Below are 20,758 nucleotides of genomic sequence, written 5' to 3'. Positions count from 1 at the left end.
TTATCCTGTTCGCCTTTCGGCTAGCTCGTTCGACTCACGCCTGTGCAGTGCATGGGGTGCTGGCAGCAAGGGCATGGCCGGGTCGCGCTGTGGTTGTCGGTTTGGAGCGCGGCGAGGTTCACGCGTTGCGGCACTCGCAGGAGTAACTGAATGCGCCGCAATATGTGTTTGGCGTTGCCCCGTAAAAAACCATAATCTCTCACCCGCTGTAATCCCTTGGGCAATACATGCGCCAAGATAAGCCTTAAGAACCTTAAGGTAGGCAAGGTGCGGATTTTGGTGGTGTGGCTTTGGCTATCTAGATACCTAAAACTCACTTGGTCATTATCGGTACTGATGATGTCGTTATCGGATAAGATCCCGCGATACAAGTAGCGAGATAAGTACTGTAGCGCGGGCAGCCCAAAACCTACGTTGCGACAATCGACCACCCATTTGGTGGGGATATGCGGGGGCAACTTGATGTTTGGGTGTTGATTGAGCGCATCTAGCATTCTCCCTCGCCATACCTTGGCCAGCGCAAAGGCGTTAAACAAGTACTTCTTGTTGCAGTGATGCCACTGCTGCTTCGCACGGTGATAGCGCCCACCGGCCACCAATACATGTAAGTGGGGATGCAGATTACGCTGGCGGCTATGGGTATGCAGTACGGCGGTAAACCCTAATTCCCCCTGGTTCTGGCGTTTGGCAAAGTCCTTTAACAGGCTTGATACCACCTTGAACATGATTTGGTATAAGGCTTTAGGCTGCACGCGGGCTAAAGCCCTTAGCTCATGAGGCAGGGTGAAGGTCACCATAAAGTAAGTCGTGGGTAGCAGCTTGTGTTGTTGGCGAGTTAACCAGCCAGTGGTGCAATGGTGTTGGCACTGCGGGCAATGCCTATGGCCGCAAGACAGCGTCAATTGGTCTTGATGCGGGCAATGTTCACACTGCCAAAGGCTGTGACCTTGTTGCTCAGTTTTACAACGCAGCATGGCATACATTGCCCGTTTAGCATCCGCCCTTAAAAGCGGTGCAAGCTCGGCCTCATGTTGGTGAAGTAAATCAATAAAGGTGCTCATGGTTACGGCCACATGAGTGTGAGAGAGTCAGTGAGTTTATTCACTGCCTTTACGGCATCTAATTGCTTCACTTGGGTCAACTGGGTATAACGTGCAGTGGTATTTAAACTGGCGTGTCCCAGCAAGTGTTGCAAGGAGCGTAAATCCAAGCCTTGTTCAAGCAGATGGGTGGCATAACAATGGCGCAGCGAATGCGGGCTAATAGGTTTATGAATACCGCAATCGCGCAATACCCGCTTCAAGGCTTTTTGTACGCCGCCTTTATCCATAGGCACATCCACCTGTTTACCTTGGCGTGGAAACAGCAGACGAGCATGGCGATGGCTTTGCCAATGGTGACGTAAAACCTGAAGGGTGCGACGCGGCATGGGCACGAAGCGGTCTTTGCCGCCTTTAGCATCCCGCACATGGATTTGCATGGCCTGACTATCAATATCATGAATACTTAAGTGTAAGCCCTCGCTCAATCGCAGCCCCATGGAATACAACACCAAGAAGAAGACTTGATAGCGCGGTTGCGACGTCATGCTAATCACGAAGCCGACTTGCGCAGGGCTTAAGATATCGGGTAAGCGCTTCACTTGAGGAGGCTTCACAATGTTTAACCACTGCCATTGTTTCTCGAGGGTGTAGCGATAAAAAAATTGCAAGCCATTGCGGTCTAGCTTCACGGTGCTCCAAGAATGGGTACGAATGAGTTGAGCAAAATAGGCCTTTAAATCAGCGGTGCTTAAGGTATCGGGGGAGCGGTCAAAGTGGGCAGAAATCCGACGTACCGCACGCGAGTACGCATCAATGGTGGCTGGTCGTTTCCCTTGTAAGGTTAAATTGGTAAGGTGTTGTTTATATAAAACATGATAACGATGTTGTTGGGTAGGGTTCATGCTGCATACTCCGGTTCATCACGACCGATTGGCCGTGTCACATTGAGTATGAGATATCAGGTGCTATGCACTCTGCCGCAGAGCGGCTTCGTTCAACAAGGCAATAAAATTAGAATTTTACCAATAGCGGTCTGTATAACGAGTTAGCGGCATATCTACTGCATTAAATTATCAAGTGATTATCAGTCGATTTGTTGGATAGATGCATCATGTGCTAAGGAGGCATTCAGTGGTTGAAAGGGTTAATGACCAAGGTTTACCTCAAGTTGCAGGTCCTTATGTTGATGCGACTAAACATAATAAAACGTTTTATATATCGGGGCTTACTGTTTATGGAACTAAGGATCAATCATTTGATATGAGTGGGCAACGTTCGGACATTCTTGGTCAGGAGTCAGCGATCCTTGAGTATGAACGGCGGTCAAAAATTGATTGAGTAAAACTCACCATCTTGGTTCGCAAATTAGCTTGTTACCCTCAATTCGAGAACAACGATGTCACTTCTATGAAGGTTATCTGCCTGTTCTCTTGTGGGTTAATTCATCCCGACTTACAAATAGAAGTAGCGGCCGTCGTAGCGCTGTAGATAAGAACATAAAAAGATGCTTAACAGTGATGTGTCATGTTTGGTATTTTCGATTTTAATTTACGTTAGGGACTTAATTGAAAATTATATATTGGAAGCGACTTCAAAAAATAGCTGCAATCTACATGATTATTGTTGCTGGTTTATTTGCGTTAGACTTGGCGATACTGGGTTTTGTTGAATATGGCGTGAAGACTACCGAATATGTCGGATGTTATGCCTATGACGCGATGCTTATTGGCTTCGAATGCCAAGGATTTGTCGGCTTTAAGCTATTTGCACTGGCTCTAAATTTCCCTTGGTATCATTTATACATGCCGTTTTGGGTTATTTTTAAGCCGGTAGCGTTGTTAGCGGTGATCGCAATGTGGTTGCTTCCTGTCATATTTGTTATATCGACGGTTCAATTGGCGCGTCGCAGAACCTAGCGAGAGTGTTCAAAGGGAGGTAAATTTTTGGCTGTCGCTCATTGTTCGATGATGGCGTTTCATTATTTAAAATAACGTTTTGCTTCACTCCACAATGATTGCCAAGCATTTTTGTCTGCTTAAGTGGACGTTAATTTCTAAGGAAACACTGCGTGTTAATTCGATATCTCAGCAAAGAAAAATTTGAGTGGTTGCTCTCCGATCATGGTTTGTATATTGGGTCTGCTGCTGGTCAAAGTGATCCCAAAGAAGGTCTATATGATAGCTCGACAATCACTAAAGCAGTGAAACATAGAATGGGGGATGTTAACCAAGATCTTTTTAGTCGCCTCGACGACCTGAATGAAAATCTAATGCAGCTAAATAGAAAAGATAACTATCTTTCATCTTGGTACGCCGGTGTCACTGAAACAGCAGAAATGTGGAATGAATATGGTTCTGATGGCGTTGCTCTCATTAGCGACGAGCAGCTTCTTATTCGTTTGCTACCGGAACCTATTACAAATGCTTCAAGTTTTTATGAGATAGCATATAGCGATCAGAAAAAATCAATTGCAATGAATGAACCTCTAAAGTTTAAAGAAGAAAAATATCGGCATGAAAAAGAGTTCAGGTTAGTTGTTGATATGAATCAGTATTCTAAGCTGACTGGATTTGATCGAGAGCAATTTGGGACTGTATACGCAGATGGCAAACCATCATATGAGAACGACTTATTCACGTGCTGTATGAGTGAACAAGGGAAGCGGCAAAGCCACCGCGTCATCAAAACAAAGGGCGATGGTTATGTAATAGCCTATGACTTGAACCGAATAATCAAGCAGATAAGGTTGCATCCATCCGCCTCTAAAGACGATTTTTTAAAAGTTGAAGAACGCCTAAAACAGGCTCAATTAGATGTGACAGTCCAAGTCTCAACATTACGCACTATTGAACGCTAAGTAAGAGGCTTCGCGGGCTGTGTTGTTCTTTCGATTCAGCAGACACTTTATTTAAACAAGCGAAGGCCTTGATATACGCTTCCCCGTTATTTCGCAGCATATGATCCCCGTCGCGTCATGAATAGTTACGAGAACACGGCTTTAGATTTTCCTTCCCGGAGTATGAGATGAGTGATATTCAAAAAGTACTGGACTTCATTGTCGAAATTGAAAAGTTAAAAGATGTACATCGAAAAACACGCCCCGTTGGTCTTGAACGATATGAAAACTCAGCAGAACATTCTTGGCATGTCTGTCTTGCGGCTTTAATGCTGAAAGATTCTGCGAATCAGCCTGTGAATATCGATCGTGTTATCAAGATGCTATTGATCCATGATTTGGGTGAAGTAGATGCCGGTGACACCATTATTTACGCAAGTGAAACACCAGAACTCAAAAAGAAAGAACAAGCGGGTTTGGCGCGCATTTTTGCTTTGCTTCCTGAAGGACAAGCGGAACAATATGTATCTTTATGGCTTGAATTTGAAGCTGGGGAAACCGCCGATTCTAAATTTGCGAAAGCAATTGATCGTGTGCCACCGCTGCTTCATAACTTACACGGTGACGGACATAGTTGGAAAGAAAATAAGGTCCCTAAAGAAAAAGTTTTCGCTGTGAATCGTCGAATTGCTGAAGGTAGTCAGTCGCTTTGGTCATTACTCGAAAAGAAACTCAATCAAGCCGTGGAAGAGGGGATTTTAAAATAGCAATCAAACAAGATACTTGAGCGGAAAATACCATTGCCTTGATGCTGCAGATGCTTTGTTTAAATAAAATGAGGTCTTCCCCGTGCATCCCATGATCAGTGCTTATTGGTCAATAAGGACTTTCCAGCGTAGTGAGCCTCAGGGGTATTTGAACTCAGGACGAGCACTATAAGCTGAAACGTCTTACACATTTTTACTTGGCGCTTATCCGCGATTGTGTACACCACTGCGCCAGTATTTTGATGGCATTTTCCACATCCGCGTTCCAACCAAAGCCAGCATTGAGGCGAAAACAGTGATCATAGCGATGGTCGGTGGAAAAAATATGCCCTGGTGCAATCCCAATCCCTTGCTTGCGTGCCATAATGAATAATTCTCTTACATTGAGCGACTGCGGCGACGGTGGGTCGCGGCTGGCACCGAACTAGCCGGTTTAAATTACGCTGAGAGTTGGCTTGTTTGCTTCTTTAAGCAAATATCGCTTAAGCTTCCTTCCAAAGAGAAAAGTCGGAGTTACTTGTCTGCAATGACTTTGTGGCCCCTTAACGCAGCACTTCTTCGTGATCCTGTTGAGCCTTGTATTCCACAAAATTTGCTTTCATTAGCATTGAGTTGCTCAAAAAACCATCGTTGAGACGTTTCCCTCTTAAGGTCAACAAAAAGTCATCGAGGTGTAGAAGCTTATCTTTACAGTCTACACTGAAATATCTTATCGAGTTTGTGGGCATTTGTGGGGGGGTTTGGTGTAAAGTCGGCCTTTGCTTTTAGATGACCAAATAATAAAGCGCGTCATTTATGCGAATTTACCCTATTTATGCGCTCTTTTTAACGGAAATGCTTAAGTTATGTTGCCATTCAATTTTATCAACGCATCCATAAGTAAAAAGATTAGCAGCCTGTTTGCCTTGCTATTGTCGTTTTTACTGGTGGTGATTATTTATTCAATATATAAATTAAACCTGATTGATAGTGAAATGAAGGAAGTCGCTTATGTTGATATTCCTTTGAATGAAATTATGAGTGAAATTGAAATGTTGCAATTAGAGCAACATATTCTATTAGAGAAATTCGAGTTAAGAGAACAGCGTAAAAGTGAAGATTTTTCGATAGAGCAGCAGTTTACTTATCAAAAAAAGCAGTTTAAGTCCTTGTTGGATAAAGCGGTTAAGGTGATTGCCAACAGCTTGTCTACGCACGAAATAAGATACGATCTGATGGCCCATCAACAACTAATGGCGAAGATCGAGGTCTATCATCAAAAGAGTGATCTTTTTGAGCAGGTGTTGCAGTCGCTCTCATCCTCGCCGCTCCACAGTGCTGCAAAGTTGAAGCAGTTGGAAGATATGGCGAATGACTTAGAAGCCGGAGTGACGTCGATTTTAGAGCGGATTGAAACGATGACTCTTGAAGCCGGTCGTTATACCGAAAAACACGAACAAGAATTTAAATTAGTGAATGTTGCTTTAGGCTGTTGTGCGTTAATTTTGGGCCTTATTCTTACCACTTATATCATCAGACTATTCCACTATCGTATTGTTCGCATTAAGCAGCAAATACAGACTTTCGAATCATCTTTAAGTGATGAAGAACGTAGTCTAGAGAAAGAAGGGTTGCGTTCATCTCAGGATGAGTTGGTTGAGTTAGAGCAAGAGTTAAAGTTGATGATGCGGCGTTTAACTAAAGAAATCACCAATCGAGAGCAAGTTGAGCAACAGTTGCTTGTGTTGGCTACGCAGGATAAGTTGACGGGTGCTTATAATCGACATAAATGGGATGAACAGCTACAGGTACAGCTCAATTTGGCAAAACGAGGTGGTCAATTTAGTTTGATCTTGTTGGATATCGATTTCTTTAAGTTGATTAATGATCAACATGGTCATCAAGTGGGCGATCAAGTGCTGATTCATATGGTGGCCGCGTTGAAGGAAAGACTTAGAAATGTGGATCAATTGTTTCGGCTGGGTGGCGAAGAATTTGCAATTCTATTGCCCCTACAAGATGCGGCAGCAGCGACCCATTTGGCTGAAGTATTAAGAGAGATGATAGAACAAATTAATCATGAAGACCTACCTCGCTATACCATTAGTATTGGGGTGACAGAGTATCTTAAGAATGACAATGAAGAGTCGATCATTAAACGAGTCGATAAAGCGCTGTATCGGGCCAAGTCAGAAGGTCGCAACCGCGTATACACCGACTAATATTGTACTAAGAAAAGGTTGAGCGTTCGTTTACTGTGATCGCTAGTTTTTATGGAAATAGATTAAGTAATGTTGTCATTCAAATTTTTAAACGCCTCTATTAGTAAGAAAGTGAGTAGCTTGTTTGTATTGTTGCTGTCATTTTTATTGGTGGTAATTATCTATTCAATTTATAAACTGAATATGATTGATAATGAGATGAAAGAGGTTGCCTATGTTGACATACCTCTAAGCCAAATTATGAATGAGATTGAGATGTTGCAGCTTGAGCAGCATATCTTATTAGAAAAATTTCGGCTAAAAGAACAAGCTAAAGAGAGTAAGCCTCCGAAAAATAAACAGTTTGCTTATCAAAAGCAGCAGTTGAGGCTGCTACTGGATAAAGCCGTTAAGGTGATTGCCGATAGCTTGTCTTCTCATGAGATTCGATATGATTTGAAATCTCATCAGCAAATTATGTTGGATATTGAGACTTATCATCAAAAAAGTAACGTTTTTGAACAACAGTTATTAGCAATGATATCGACAACGCACATCAGTGATGAGAAACAACGCCAATTGGAGCTCATGGCGAGTGAGTTGGAAGCCAGTGTCTCGGTTATTTTGCGACGGATTGAAACTTTAACACTGGAAGCGGGCCGTTACACCGAAAAACATGAACAAGAATTTAAGTTGGTTAATATTGCCTTGGGTTTCAGCGCCCTCATTTTAGGGCTGATTCTCACCACTTATATTATCCGGATATTTGATTACCGTATCGTTCGGATCAAACAACAAATACGAGCCTTTGAATCGTCTTTTCGTGACGATAATTCGGGTTTAGAGGTGGGAGGGGCGGTTCGCTCTTCTCAGGATGAGCTGGTTGAGCTCGAGCAAGATTTAAAGTTGATGATGCGACGCCTAACCAAAGAGATCATCAATCGAGAGCAAGTGGAACAACAGCTGTTGGTGCTGGCAACACAAGATAAACTGACCGGTGCCTACAATCGGCATAAGTGGGACGAGCAGCTTACAATTCACCTCGATTTAGCGAGACGGGGTAGTAAATTTAGTCTGCTGTTGCTCGACATTGATCATTTTAAAGGTATCAATGACCAACATGGTCATCAGGTTGGCGATCAGATCCTGCAACATTTGGTCGCGACCTTTAAGGCTAGATTGAGAAGTGTTGACTTGCTGTTTCGGGTCGGCGGTGAAGAGTTTGCGATCCTGTTACCAATGCAAGGGGTCGCGGCTGCTAGTCAAGTTGCTGAGCAGTTGAGAAGAATAGTAGAACAGCTGACAGAATCTGATTTACCAACTTATACAATTAGCGTTGGCGTCACCGAGTTCTGTGATGACGATAGCGAGGAGTCGATGTTTAAACGTGCCGATCAGGCACTCTATTTAGCGAAATCTGGCGGTCGTAATCGCGTTCAAAGCGCTTAAAGTTAAACCGGTAGCCGAGGCGGAGCAAAGGGTTATAGTAAGGGGTTATCCGCATGAAGGGCACGGCAAATGGCGGCGACAACTAAGCTTAAGGTTGAGCGGACCACTTGCTCTTGTCTGGCTATTTGCATGCGGTAGAAGCTTAATTCGGCATCGTCTGCCGGAGGTGCGATATCTAGCTGGACCACCCCCATGTTTTTGACTTCGTGCAAGGTCTTAATTGGCTCTATAATTTCACTATCGGTGAAATGATACTCACTAGCCTCTTGATTTAGAAAATTTCTAAGTTGAATAAATTTATCGATATCTTGATAGATATCCTGCGAGATAATTCCTAAGGCGTACAGTAGTTTTAGGCGAACATCCAGTTCGCCTAAGGGACCACTATTATTTAATAGTGGTTCAACGGCATACTTAACGGCGTGGTCATCTTTACGAAACACGCGTTGCACTAAGTCTTCAATACTTGCTTCAAAAATATCTACTGAGCTAATGAAAAAGCTGCGCGGGGTTACAGCCTCACTCAGTTGCTCAATATTGTCTAATTCTTGCTGGTATTTATCCATAGTTTTGTCGTATTCACTCATTCAGTAATGGATGATATGGCCGCGAGGCTGTGGACCTTTGTTGTCTATTTATTAGACATAGCAGCATCTTAATGCTGGCGAATCGTGTAAGACCTCGTTTCAGCGGCAAATACTGGCTAATTTTCCAGTCAAAGAAAAGTCTTAAGAGACTTTTAGCCGAACCCTTCGGGCTGGGGTTGTGGTTCATTGACGTTGCCTGTCCCGACAAAGAAATTTCATCGGATATACTTTGTTTCAATAAACCACCCTTGGCGGCCAAAATAATCACCAAGATTAATGCCTCCTAAACATATTGCTTTTGCAGTGCTAGATAAGTGGTTTCGATGTTATCGAGTATTGCATCATTTTCTCCTAAGCCGGTGTATTTTATCAAGCAAGCACGTACCCCATGTTGTTTTAAATAGTCCTGTAACTCCAGGGCTTGAGGGTCTGCAGGGTTGTTGTAAAACAGCGCCGCGGCAATCCCTTTGACTAAATACTGATTGTCTAGGTTATATTCCAGGGTTCCGAGTAGCGGTTTGAGTAGGCGATCGTTCGCGCCCAGTTTACGAATTGGTTGGCGGCCGACTCGTTCGATATCATCGACTAAAAAGGGATTAGCAAAACGCTCGATGATTTTATCAATGTAAGATTGGTGAAGTTGGCTATCAAAGCCATAGCGACGAATTAATACCGCTCCGCTTTGTTGCATCGCTGCCTTGACTTGCTGGCGAATGTCGGGATCTTCGATGGCTTCTCGGACGGTCTTATAACCCGCAAGAGCGCCTAGATAGGCAGTGATAATGTGTCCGGTATTTAAGGTAAATAATTTACGCTCTACAAATGCCATCAAGTTTGCGGTGGTTTCCATGCCTTCAATACTGGGAATATCGCCCTTAAACTGGGTTTCATCGACAATCCATTCACTAAAGGTTTCTACGGTGACATCGAGCGGGTCATCATTGGCCGCATCCGCCGGTGGTACGATTCGGTCAACCGCGGAATCAACAAAACCTATCTTGTCTTCGGCCAAGTCGTGATAGCTGGCCGCTAGGTATTTAAACACTTCTTGTTTTAAGTGGGTGGTACCTCGAACCATGTTCTCACAAGCGATAATATTGAGTGGTTTGAGGTTGTCTGCCTTAAATCTTGCTTCGATCCCTTGAGCGATAGTTTGCGCAATTTTATCTAAAATAGCTGGCCCCACAGCAGTGGTGACTAAGTCGGTGTAGGTCATTTGTTCGATCAAGGCTGCGCTATTTGAATTAACGGCGTTGATCCGAGTGACTTTTTCAATGTGACTGTCGCTACCAACAACCTTTACATTATAGGATTGCTGGTGGCTGAGTTGGTCGACTAGGGGTTTGTTGACGTCGGCGAAGGTAACGTTGACATCGGCATCGGCCAAGACTTTACCAATAAATCCTCGACCGATATTTCCTGCGCCAAAATGTACTGCTTTCATATTGATTACCTCTAAAAATAGCGTTTAAGCCGAACCTGGTTCGGCTTGATGATGATCGTTTAAGCGGCTGATTTGCCAGCTAAGAGTGTTAATACATCTTGAACGTCTTGGGTGTTTGCCAGTTGTTCAATCGCATTGGGATCATCAAGTGCGTTGGTGATAGCGGTAATCACTTGGATGTGCTCGTCATTTTTTGCGGCGATAGCAATCACCAAGCGCGCAACATCATCCGGATCTTCACCAAAGCGAACGCCTTGGGGGTATTGGCATAGTGCTATGCCTGTTTTGAGCACCTTATCTTTGGCATCAACGGTACCATGGGGGACGGCGATCGACTCCCCTAAATAAGTCGAGACTAGTTTTTCACGTTCAAACATTGCAGCCACATAATCGGGCTCAACATATCCCGCTTTAACCAATTGCTCACCTGCGAATTGAATCGCTTGTTGTTTCGTGTGAGCTTGCAAACCGAGGTGAATGTCGCTGGCACTGAGTTGAAACACAGGAGTCGCTGGATCATAGACATCGTCGTTGGCAGCCAACGGGGACACTGCTGGAGACAGTGAGAGATAGCTGTCATCATTGGCGGCCGTCGGGGTATTGGCAGCCACCATATTTGCGACAAGTTGATTGTAAAGTTCACTATCGAGAAAGTTGGTTAGTGAAATGTGATGCGCGTTTGGTGCATGCTGTTTTGCTCGTTCAGTTAAATCTTTATGAGTGATCACTATATCTACATCGCTGGGCAGGTTATTAATGGCGGTGTTGGTTACGCTGACGTCCAATTGGCTGGCAGCAAATTTCTTGCGTAATAAGCTGGCGCCCATTGCGCTTGAGCCCATGCCGGCATCACAAGCGACAATAATCTTTTTAACTTGCGACAGGTCGATGTTTACCGCGGGCTTGTTGGCGGTGATATTTGCTTTTGCTTCATTCTTCATCGATTGCATCTGTAAATGCGCTTTACTGAGTGAGTCGTCGTCATCATTGTTAGTATTTTTCTGCGTTTTAAGCAGCAGCGAAGCCACCGTAAAGGAAACGCCAGCGGAGGCAATGATCGAGCACAGTACGCCTATTATTGAGGCTTTAGGAGTCATCAATAATACTGCAAATATGGAGCCTGGCGAAGCGGGAGAGACTAAACCTGCATTAAACAGCGTAAGGGTAAATACGCCAGTCATGCCGCCAGCTATCACCGCTAAAATGAGCCGAGGATTCATTAGCACATAGGGAAAATAGATCTCATGGATGCCGCCAAAGAAATGAATGATCGACGCCCCTGCCGCTGATTGTTTTGCATTGCCTTGGCCAAAAGCCATATAAGCCAATAATAAGCCTAAACCTGGGCCAGGATTGGCTTCAATCAAGAAGAAGATTGATTTACCAGCTTCGCTGGCTTGTTGGATCCCTAAGGGAGAGAAAATACCGTGATTAATGGCATTGTTTAAGAATAGAATTTTTGCCGGTTCTACAAAAATAGAGGTAAGAGGCAATAAACCAGCATCAACTAAAAAGCCTACGCCAGCAGCTAAACCAGTGGATAGGACTTTAACAAACGGCCCGATCATCAAATAAGCGAGGATCGCGCATAACATACCGATAATGCCTGCCGAGAAGTTATTCACCAGCATTTCGAAGCCGCTTTTAACTTTGCCCTCAACTGCGTCATCAAATTTTTTGATTGCCCAGCCACCCATTGGACCGACGATCATCGCTCCCATAAACATTGGAATGTCGGTTCCGACAATGACCCCGAGAGTGGTCACCGCTCCAACCACCGCGCCACGTTCGCCGGCGACCAGTTTACCTCCGGTATAGCCAATTAATAATGGCAGCAGATAGGTGATCATCGGGCCAACTAAGCTGGCCAATTTTTCGTTTGGCAACCAACCTGTAGGAATGAATAGTGCGGTAATTACACCCCAGGCGATGAAAGCGCCGATGTTGGGCATAACCATGTTCGAGAGAAAGCGGCCAAAATTTTGTACCCTTACCTTTGCGTCTGGTGATAACATAACAAACTCCGTTTGATGCTTTGCTAGATTCTAGTGGACGGTTCGTCAAAACCGTTTGGTCTCTTGTTCAAGTCCAATCTACCACATTGGGGTGTATGCGAAGCTGATAACGGAGTTTTTGTGATTTAGTTCTTAATCTCGTAACATTTCCCTCAAAATTTAGTGATCCAGCTAAAGAAAATACACACTAAAAAACCAAATCCAAACAAGATTTAGCTTGTCAATAGTATTTAACGTGATCAACCTCGCGTTTTTATTGTCTGTGTGGTTTTAGTTTTTTGTGACCTAGATCGCTAACTGGTTAAAAAGATAGCGCATTTTAATGAGCATAGGTGATTCTGCTCACGTTTTTTGTTTGTGTGTTAATGGCTTTGGGTCGAGTTTGGTTGCTTGTTAATAACTGTGGGGGTTGCGGCTTGGCCATTTGCCTTTGAATGGAAGGTTGAAAGGGAACTATTTCGTTGACTCGGCTTTGCCGTTTTCAACGCAATTAAAATGTTTTTATTGGGAACAACATTGTCTGCAAAAGATAAACTGCTTTGCGTTGACGTATTTTTTGTTGTTCTGTGGAACGAAGCTATCGCTCAAATCAACTAAGCTTTGTAAAGTTACCTTATTCGTTTAAATGATTGCTCAGTAAGGAATATCGATGATTGACCAAGAACTAGCCCAACTTGAATCTGTGTATCAAACCATAATCGACTTTTTGGTGCGTTATAGCTTTCAGCTGGTTGGCGCCTTTATTATTTTGTTACTGGGTCTTTGGGTGGCCGGGAGGATCGGCAAGTATCTATTTAAGGCGCTTGAGTTAAAGGGCTTGGATATCACGCTCGCCCATTTTATCGCGAATCTCGTGAAGATCATGTTTGTTGCCATCACGGTGATGATTGCCTTAGGTAAGTTGGGGATTAGCATTACCCCTTTTGTGGCCGCGTTAGGTGCCGTTTCTCTTGGCGCAGGTTTGGCAATACAAGGAACCTTATCTAACTATGGTGCCGGTTTGGCGATTATTTTGACACGTCCCTTTGTGCTTAAAAATACCATTACCGTTAAAGGGTATACCGGTATCGTTGAAGAAATAAACTTGGCGACGACGGTGTTGATGAATGAGGACGATGAACGAATTACTATCCCTAATCGCCATATTGTGGGTGAAATACTCAAGAATACCAATCAGAGCAGCCTAGTAGAGGGCGAGGTTGGAGTTGCCTATGGCTGTGATCCGGAGCAGGCAATTGCATTAATAGAAGTGACTTTAATGGCCATCGCAGATGTACAGCAACAACCCGCGATGAAAGTTGGGATAGGAGCCTTTGCCGACAGTGGTATTACGATTTGTTATCGCTTTTGGGTGCCGACGCCACAATTTCATCAAACCAAGTTTGCCGCTAACTTAGCGGTGTTTAAGGCGCTGCAACAGGCTGGTATTGAGATCCCTTTTCCACAACGAGAAGTTCGTTTGCTTTCTACCAAGGATGCAGGTTAAACGCTTATGTCCTAGTTATGCTGGCAGGTATAAAGTCAGCTTGGGCTGAGGAATCGTGATTATCGAGTGAGTGAAAAGATGCAATACAATGCGACATGGCCGACGATGGCCAAGGTCGCATCGATTGTGGCTGATTTAGGTTTTGAGTTTGCTCAGTTGTTGATGTTGCTGAGAAACCAGATCGGCCAGGCTACTACTGCTTTGTTGGGCTTCATCGGCAAGGCGAGCCAGATCTGAAGCGGAATCCGAGATGCTGGTCATGTTTCGATTCACTTCTTCGGTGACCGCGCTTTGTTCTTCGGCTGCAGTTGCGATATGAGTGACTTGGCTTGAGACTTCTTCAATTTGGCTCACGATGGTATTGAGTGAATCTAGCGCCATTTCGGTTTGTCCAACCGCTAATTTAGCCCCTTCAGCGCCTTGTTCGATGATCTTCGACGCACTGTTGACTTCTTGTTGTAGCGAATCAATCAGTTTACTGATTTCGTCGGTCGAGCTCTGGGTTTTTGAGGCCAGAGAGCGAACTTCATCGGCCACCACCGCAAAACCGCGGCCTTGCTCTCCAGCTCTAGCGGCTTCGATCGCTGCGTTTAAGGCGAGTAAGTTAGTTTGAGCGGCAATTGCGCTGATGACCTCCAAAATCTTACTAATATTGGTGCTACTATCGGCTACTTTAGCGACAGCCTGCCTAGCTAATTGTGACTCTTGTTCCATATTGTTTACATAGTTCATCGCCTGACTAAGACTGTCTTCGCCAGTTTTTACATTGGCGGTCATTGCGTCGGTTTCTGTGGCAGTTTGTTCTGATGCTTTGGCAACTTGCAGGGCGGTTGAGCTCATTTGGTTAACTGCGGTCACGACACTTTCAATTTCTTGATGCTGACGATTAACATTATCACGGGTCTGCTCGGCAATATTGGTTGCGGTTTTACTTTCGTTCTGCGAGCGAGAGGCTAGATCTTTAAGTTCACTAATTAATAAGCGTAGTTTGGTGATAAAACCGTTAATCCCACTGCCTAGAGCGATTAACTCGGCGTGAGATGCTATCGATATTGATTGCGTCAAATCGCCCTCAGCACTGGCGAGGTTTTCAACTCGACTCTGGATCATCTTGAGTGGTGCAATAATGGAGCGGATCACAATGCTAATGGTGGTAACTGCAATGACCGAGACAATACCGCCTATAATCAGCAATAGGCTGCCTAAGGCGGTCTCCATATCATTCATGGCCTTATCCATTTCCATTGCGGCCTTTAGGGCGTCGGCTTTGGCCACTTCGATGATTAACGACCACTGAGCATCGGCGATAGGGATGCTGACAGGATAAGCGACAATGATGTGATCGTTAGTTTCTAGATAGGCGCCATTTTTGTCCAAATTTTGATATTGAGTAGCTAGGCTTGGGTCGATTGATTCCGCGAGGGGGCGGGCCAGTTTATTATAATGACTAGCGGCAACCACTAAACCCTTATCACTTAATAGAGTAACCTTGGCCTGACCTTGGTAGAGTTTATTCGATAATTCATCAATCAATTTTTGAAACACTGGTAGATTCAAATCCACCCCGACCACCCCTCTAAATTGCCGAGCGACGATCACGGGCACCGTTAACGAGGTCATGAGCTCTTCGTTACCGGGAGATATTTCATAGAGGTAGGGTTCCATTAAACACGGCTTTTTGCTGTCTTTGGCACATAAGTACCATTCGGCTTCTCGCTGGCCAAACTCATTCAGCGTAGTGGCATATTTGGGAGCCGCATCGGTGACTTGATGGTGTTCTACACTGCCATCGTTGTTGCGGGTGTAATAGATTTCCAGAGTGCCTGTACCGGGGACACTGTGGCTAAACTTGCCTGTGTACTCCCGGTCTCGACCATCGTAACCGTTGGCTTCAAATTGGGCATACATGGAGGATATTTGGCTGTTTTTTTGTAACACCGCAGCGACCGCCGTTTCGATGGTTTCTCTGCTGAGGGGTTGTTGTGTCGTGGTTTCGATTATTCCACTAAAGGAATACGGAATGCGGTAGGCCTCATTGATAAATCCGGCGATTTGTTCCCCATACTCTCCTGCTTCGGCGCTAAGTTCTTGTTGGGTTTCTTGTTGCAGGGCCGCTTGTACCTGCGCTGCTAATTGTGCATTTTTGCTGCTTAATGACCACCATAAGCTAGCAGATAAAACACTTACAATGATCAGAAACAGTGCAGAAGTGATCCAAAGTAATTTGGTCGATATTGATAATTGACGCATGTATTGCTCCCAAGCCAAGATGTGATGGCGTATGAACATCATGAATGGATATACACTAAAAATAGCTTAGCTAAGCTAAATCTCTAGCTTATGAGCATTTTCTTTGCGATGAATGACCCGATAGCTAGGCGCAAAGCGTCTGCGATGAAGTGAATATCACTTTTCGTGATTAGGGTTCTGGTTGGCAAAGTTCACGGTTCACGATTGCCTTTAAGGTGCGTAATACCAGTGCGAATAGCAGCAGTGATAAAGCGATGAGTAAACCGAATGCTAATGCTGCTAAGCCTTGGCTGTGGCTTAAATGGGCCATTTTGCTGCTGGCGATGGTGAACGCGGCCAAGGGAAAAGCATAAGCCCATGAAGACATAAAGAAGGGTAAATGGATTAGTCGGTAAATATTGACGAACAGCAGTAGGCCAAAAAATAGCGCCACATAAAAGAGGATTCGGGCAAAGGTATCGAGGCCGTCAATTAAACTGGTGTAGGCCACAAAAGCAATTGAAGGCGGTGTTAGAAAAATAAATAGCATCGGCATTAATTGCTCCGATAAGGACTCATGAAAAAATAATCGGTGCAGAATAATGGTTAATAAGCTCAACCAAAACAATAAGCCAATGCTGAAAAAGAACCAACCGAGTTCAATGTAACCGAGGCTATTACCCGATATTGGCACAAACATATTACCCACCACCGGGATAAACCAGCTCGGATTGGCGTGTAACAAACAGTAATGGGAATGATTTATCCAACTGCTGACGATGTAAAGCGTCAAACCCAATTGAGTAACGGTACCCATGACCCATAGATTGGCAGATAAGCTGGGGTATTGATTCCAAATGACCGACAACAACAGCAAGCTAATCGAGAAGGCGGGGAAGAAATTGAGTTTTACGGGATGTCTTAGCTCGGCAAATACCTCTTCAGGAAAGTAGCGGAGTTTAATACAGTAGAGTAGCGTCATCACCAGCATCATCACCGAGCTAATCGTGCCTAATACCATCGCGATATGATCAGATATGCTTAGTGCAGATACTTTCCAAGAGATGCTCCAGCCAGTAAAACCCATAATAATGGCGAAGAAAGAAATTGAAAAATAGCGGAATCGATGTTGCCAGGGGGAGGGCTGTGGTTTTGGTCGTGGTGTGGTGCTCATAGACGTTCTCATAGTTATGAATGGACGTTCATTGGACTTGTTGATTCTCGCTGGTTGGCGCACTTGCTGTTGGCATCATGTGAGTCGTGTTGCCGTTTTAAGTAAGTGTAGGCGTTGGTTAGCAAAAGTGAATTGGCTATCTTTAGCAAAGCCTAATTTATGTATTGGCTCCGATGCCATTTTGAGCCTGAGCCGGTATTTATGGAAGGGCTGCCTGCGCAGAGCGTTAGCGTCTAGTTGAACTGAACTATCGTGATTGTTGGCAATGTGGATCGCTTATGTTGGCGGTAGATTGTCTTAATGAATACTCGATTGAACTCTAATTAATAAATGTTGTAATAATACTTGAGGCTTCTATTATTAGCAGTTAGTTATATTTTTGTTATTCATTCATCAAGTGCCTAAACGCCGTTTAGGCTGTGGCGAAGGTATTTTAAAGTTTGTTTGTCGAAGGGCGTAAAAACGATGTTTGCCTAGCTTATTAAGCGGTTATTGTGGTTGTGTTAACGTTGACTATCTTTGTACAAAATCAACTATAAATGTTGTTCGCCCTTGGTCATTTATCAAGGAAGAATTATGAATATATGTATTACAACAGGTATCAAACGGTACTTTAATTACCGGCTCCTATTTTTGAGTTTACTGCTTTGTATTCCGGTGAGCGCGCACGATTTTGGGAAGCTCCGGGTTCATTCGCATGGCTTATGGGGGCTTTCGAGCTACCAGCAATTACGTCATCAAGTTATTTCTCTGCCTTTCTATGCGTTGCGACCGATGCGTGCTGGGCCATTGATCCGTCAGGCGCATCATTATGGGATCCTCGATATTGATGTTCCGTTACCGGCTGGCTTAGACATTGATTATCAGGTCTGTGGCGAAGACTTACCAGGCCCCAGTATTCGTCAGGCGGTGGCCTGCACCGTGAATGATGGAGGGCGCGGCAACACCGATCCCAATCAAGTGGGATTCTCGACTCAGGGACGAGAGCTGATGGCTTTGCGTTTAGGTAATCCAAATGGCTATCGAGTGATGGTGATTACTCAGCAACATGGGAATGAACCTGCGGCGACAGAAGCGGCCTTAAGTGTGGCGCGTTGGCTCGCTATGGGATTTGGTCAAAGTGTCCAACAAATCCTGCGGCGCCTCGATATTGTGATGTTATTACGCGCTAATCCCGATGGTGGGGAACCTGATCCGCGGGCTTGTGCGATTGATCCTGAGCCTGGGATGGTATTAGACAAAGATTGTGCGTTGACTCGACAGAATGTTGACCCCTCTGCGGGCGGGGCCTTCACTGAAAATTCCGAAGCTGATTTTGTGGGGGTCGTGGGTCGTGGTTATGATCTGAACCGTTACCACTATGCGGGTCTCGAACAACCGATCCGGCCAGTAGAAACACAAGCAATGGTCGCCGCTGTGTTGGCTTTTCGCCCGGAAGTTGTGCTTGATTTACATGGTGATTTGCAAAAAACCGATTGTCAGCTCGACATGAGCAGCATTCAAGCGGGTGCTGTGTTGGGTAGTTTGCCGACAGTGGCCTGTTTAGCTGAGGATGAGGCCGATGATTTTCGTTTACTTAGCCCCTATGCCGATGCCGAACCGGGGAGTGAGCATGAATTTGTGGTGCAGAGCTTGGCGGTTAATGTGATGGCGAAAATTGCCAGTGTATTTCAGGGATCGGTTGGTCGTTTTTCACAACTTCAATTGGATGCTGGGCATGTGAGCACTGGGGCTACGGGTCATTATCAACAACTGGGGGTTGCGGTTGCGGGTTGGGAAACGGTGAATTTTAGTAAAGATCTGCGCGCTGATGTGGTGGCGGTGGCCGCTGGTAAGCCAGTGATTGGGGTGAATCTTGGTTTACCTCAACCCGAATTATTGAAGAAACAGATTTGGCTCAACCGAATTGCCTTATTTGAAGCGCTGAGTAGCTTAGCCGAGTTTGCTCAGCAAGCACCGACCAGTGGTGGCGACTTTTGTGATTATCCACTCGCGCAGGGCTTAAGAGCCAACTTGCCAGCAAAATATTGGGGACCGCAGGCAACTGATGGTGAGAAGTTGATCCCGATTGCGCCGGGTATTGGATTGCCGCTCTACGTGAGTGGCAATTGTCCCGATAATCCAGAGTCAACCAAATAGCGATTTGCCAATTTGGGTCGCGACGCTCGATGATACAAAAGGCATCCTATGGATGCCTTTTTTCTTGAATCAGAGTTTAGTCAAGATGGCTTACTAGAATATTTTTGATTCTTATGTCAATGAATAATGAACCGCGCTGGACTATTCTCTGAGGAGACAGCAGCTCGTGTTTGTCGCTGCGTAATCGGAGGGACAGCCATGCCATACTATAAACCGTTGAAACAGTTACCCGAACCAGAACGAAAACGAATCGTGGCCGGTATTCAAGGTTTACGGCAGCAGTTTAAGGCGCAGGCGTTTCCTGAAAAGAAGACTGCAGAATCGTTGATCCTTGGCTCTTGGAATATTCGTAATTTTGATGATGACCGTTTTAACTATGGGCCTCGCTTGCAAGAATCCTTGTATTATCTGGCGGAAATCATCTCGCGCTTCGATGTGATTGCAGTGCAGGAGGTGTGTCAGGATCTGGCACCATTAGATGCTTTAATGGATATATTAGGTCGGCAATATCGTTATATTTTAACCGACGTAACCCATAGTAGCCTCGGTGGTAATAAGGAGCGTTTAGGCTTTATCTATGACAAGAACAAGGTGTTTTTTAAAGGGGTTGCCGGTGAATTAGTCCTTCCCGATAAAATGCTTATTAGTGATGCTTCAAATAAAAAACGGCAATTTTCTCGAACTCCCTTTGGTGCGCAGTTTCAATCGGGTTGGTTTAAGTTTTTATTTTCAACGGTACACATTTTCTATGGGAGTAACTCTCCTCGTTCACCTAGCTACGAGCGACGGGTTAAAGAGATCGCGGCGGTAGCTAAGTATTTGGCGAAACAGGCGAAAGTGAGTGACCTGAACCAAGTGCTGGTGGGCGACTTTAACATCAAGGCGCATGGGAGCGCTGGATTTAATGCTTTGCAGCAGAATGGTTTTACTATCGTAAAAAATCGCAAAGGCAGCAATCGTGATCAGACTAAATTTTACGATCAAATTTCATTTATCTCGCGCCGTGACGAGTTGCAATTGAAACAAGCCGAGCGTCAAGATCGGGTATTCCAATTCTTCGATAGTGTATTTCGCTTAAGTGATTTTAACCTGTATAAGCCGCTATTGAAGCAGCATATACAGACAAAACTGCAGCTCGCTAAGCAGCAAGTTGATTGCGCAAGCACCAATAAAAAGTTAAAAAAAGCCGAAGATAAGTTAGCGAGCCTTCAAGCGGTACTGGTCTCTGATGAGTCTTTATTTGACTACTATCAGGAATGGCGAACCTTCCAAATGAGTGACCATTTACCGCTCTGGGTAGAATTGGAAATTGATTTTTCAGATAAATATCTGGAGTACCTTAGTGATTACCAAGCATAGCAGCGCGTTTGCGGATGAGGGTTGCAGGGTGATGTTTTGTTTAAATGTTG

Annotated in this window: 17 protein-coding genes; 9 read left to right on the top strand and 8 right to left on the bottom strand. The window is 44.7% G+C overall.

Features of this window, described 5'->3' with window-relative positions; genetic code table 11:
• Positions 1–20: 20 nt before the first annotated feature.
• Positions 21–1,061, bottom strand: a complete 1,041-nt coding sequence (locus ACRRS1_RS22255) for an IS91 family transposase (protein ID WP_432459226.1) — start codon at positions 1,059–1,061, stop codon at positions 21–23.
• 2 nt (positions 1,062–1,063) lie between these two features.
• Positions 1,064–1,945, bottom strand: a complete 882-nt coding sequence (locus ACRRS1_RS22250) for a site-specific integrase (RefSeq protein ID WP_432468713.1) — start codon at positions 1,943–1,945, stop codon at positions 1,064–1,066.
• A 229-nt stretch (positions 1,946–2,174) separates the two neighbouring features.
• Between ACRRS1_RS22250 and ACRRS1_RS22245 the strand changes: the two genes are divergently transcribed.
• The 4 genes from ACRRS1_RS22245 to ACRRS1_RS22230 all read left to right on the top strand — a co-directional run bounded on the left by ACRRS1_RS22245 (position 2,175) and on the right by ACRRS1_RS22230 (position 4,646).
• The gene (locus ACRRS1_RS22245; protein ID WP_432455338.1) at positions 2,175–2,381 is read left to right on the top strand and encodes a hypothetical protein; all 207 of its coding nucleotides are present in this window, start codon (positions 2,175–2,177) and stop codon (positions 2,379–2,381) included.
• A gap of 227 nt (positions 2,382–2,608) precedes the next feature.
• Positions 2,609–2,959 carry a hypothetical protein gene (locus tag ACRRS1_RS22240; RefSeq protein ID WP_432455339.1) on the top strand — a complete coding sequence of 117 codons (351 nt, stop codon included), beginning with the start codon at positions 2,609–2,611 and terminating at the stop codon, positions 2,957–2,959.
• Between the two features lie 152 nt (positions 2,960–3,111).
• Positions 3,112–3,900 carry a DUF2971 domain-containing protein gene (locus ACRRS1_RS22235; RefSeq protein WP_432455340.1) on the top strand — a complete coding sequence of 263 codons (789 nt, stop codon included), beginning with the start codon at positions 3,112–3,114 and terminating at the stop codon, positions 3,898–3,900.
• A 167-nt stretch (positions 3,901–4,067) separates the two neighbouring features.
• Positions 4,068–4,646: an HD domain-containing protein gene (locus ACRRS1_RS22230; protein WP_432455341.1), complete on the top strand. Its 579-nt coding sequence runs from the start codon at positions 4,068–4,070 to the stop codon at positions 4,644–4,646.
• A 193-nt stretch (positions 4,647–4,839) separates the two neighbouring features.
• Here ACRRS1_RS22230 and ACRRS1_RS22225 read toward each other — a convergent pair whose 3' ends face one another.
• The gene (locus tag ACRRS1_RS22225) at positions 4,840–5,010 is read right to left on the bottom strand and encodes a hypothetical protein (RefSeq protein ID WP_432455342.1); all 171 of its coding nucleotides are present in this window, start codon (positions 5,008–5,010) and stop codon (positions 4,840–4,842) included.
• A gap of 481 nt (positions 5,011–5,491) precedes the next feature.
• Here ACRRS1_RS22225 and ACRRS1_RS22220 point away from each other — a divergent pair, with 481 nt between their 5' ends.
• Together ACRRS1_RS22220 and ACRRS1_RS22215 are read left to right on the top strand one after the other, a co-directional pair.
• Positions 5,492–6,847 carry a GGDEF domain-containing protein gene (locus tag ACRRS1_RS22220; RefSeq protein WP_432455343.1) on the top strand — a complete coding sequence of 452 codons (1,356 nt, stop codon included), beginning with the start codon at positions 5,492–5,494 and terminating at the stop codon, positions 6,845–6,847.
• Between the two features lie 69 nt (positions 6,848–6,916).
• On the top strand, positions 6,917–8,275 hold the full coding sequence (locus tag ACRRS1_RS22215; protein WP_432455344.1) for a GGDEF domain-containing protein: 1,359 nt from the start codon (positions 6,917–6,919) through the stop codon (positions 8,273–8,275).
• A gap of 32 nt (positions 8,276–8,307) precedes the next feature.
• Here ACRRS1_RS22215 and ACRRS1_RS22210 read toward each other — a convergent pair whose 3' ends face one another.
• The 3 genes from ACRRS1_RS22210 to ACRRS1_RS22200 form a co-directional block, all read right to left on the bottom strand.
• Positions 8,308–8,841: an MltR family transcriptional regulator gene (locus tag ACRRS1_RS22210; RefSeq protein ID WP_432455345.1), complete on the bottom strand. Its 534-nt coding sequence runs from the start codon at positions 8,839–8,841 to the stop codon at positions 8,308–8,310.
• Between the two features lie 304 nt (positions 8,842–9,145).
• Complete coding sequence (locus ACRRS1_RS22205) at positions 9,146–10,306, bottom strand: mannitol-1-phosphate 5-dehydrogenase (RefSeq protein WP_432455346.1); 1,161 nt, start codon at positions 10,304–10,306, stop codon at positions 9,146–9,148.
• Positions 10,307–10,365: 59 nt separating this feature from the next.
• Positions 10,366–12,321, bottom strand: coding sequence for a PTS mannitol transporter subunit IICBA (locus ACRRS1_RS22200; RefSeq protein ID WP_432455347.1), 1,956 nt, complete (start codon positions 12,319–12,321; stop codon positions 10,366–10,368).
• Positions 12,322–12,970: 649 nt separating this feature from the next.
• Here ACRRS1_RS22200 and ACRRS1_RS22195 point away from each other — a divergent pair.
• Positions 12,971–13,807 (top strand): mechanosensitive ion channel family protein, encoded by an 837-nt coding sequence (locus ACRRS1_RS22195; protein ID WP_432455348.1) that lies wholly within the window; start codon positions 12,971–12,973, stop codon positions 13,805–13,807.
• A gap of 135 nt (positions 13,808–13,942) precedes the next feature.
• Here ACRRS1_RS22195 and ACRRS1_RS22190 read toward each other — a convergent pair whose 3' ends face one another.
• Together ACRRS1_RS22190 and ACRRS1_RS22185 are read right to left on the bottom strand one after the other, a co-directional pair.
• Entirely contained in the window at positions 13,943–16,057 is a 2,115-nt protein-coding gene (locus ACRRS1_RS22190; protein WP_432455349.1) for a methyl-accepting chemotaxis protein, read from the bottom strand.
• Between the two features lie 169 nt (positions 16,058–16,226).
• Positions 16,227–17,210: an SLAC1 anion channel family protein gene (locus tag ACRRS1_RS22185; protein ID WP_432455350.1), complete on the bottom strand. Its 984-nt coding sequence runs from the start codon at positions 17,208–17,210 to the stop codon at positions 16,227–16,229.
• Positions 17,211–17,786: 576 nt separating this feature from the next.
• On the opposite strand from ACRRS1_RS22185, the gene ACRRS1_RS22180 reads away from it, so the two are divergent.
• Positions 17,787–19,349, top strand: a complete 1,563-nt coding sequence (locus ACRRS1_RS22180) for a M14 family zinc carboxypeptidase (RefSeq protein WP_432455351.1) — start codon at positions 17,787–17,789, stop codon at positions 19,347–19,349.
• Positions 19,350–19,547: 198 nt separating this feature from the next.
• A complete protein-coding gene (locus ACRRS1_RS22175; RefSeq protein WP_432455352.1) occupies positions 19,548–20,708 on the top strand; it encodes an endonuclease/exonuclease/phosphatase family protein in 1,161 nt (386 codons plus the stop codon).
• The last annotated feature ends 50 nt before the right edge of the window (positions 20,709–20,758 follow it).

This window comes from Agarivorans sp. Z349TD_8, assembly GCF_050870825.2.
GTDB lineage: Bacteria > Pseudomonadota > Gammaproteobacteria > Enterobacterales > Celerinatantimonadaceae > Agarivorans.
The sequence above is the reverse complement of the archived record's forward strand: the minus strand, read 5'-3'. Positions and strand labels throughout refer to the sequence as shown.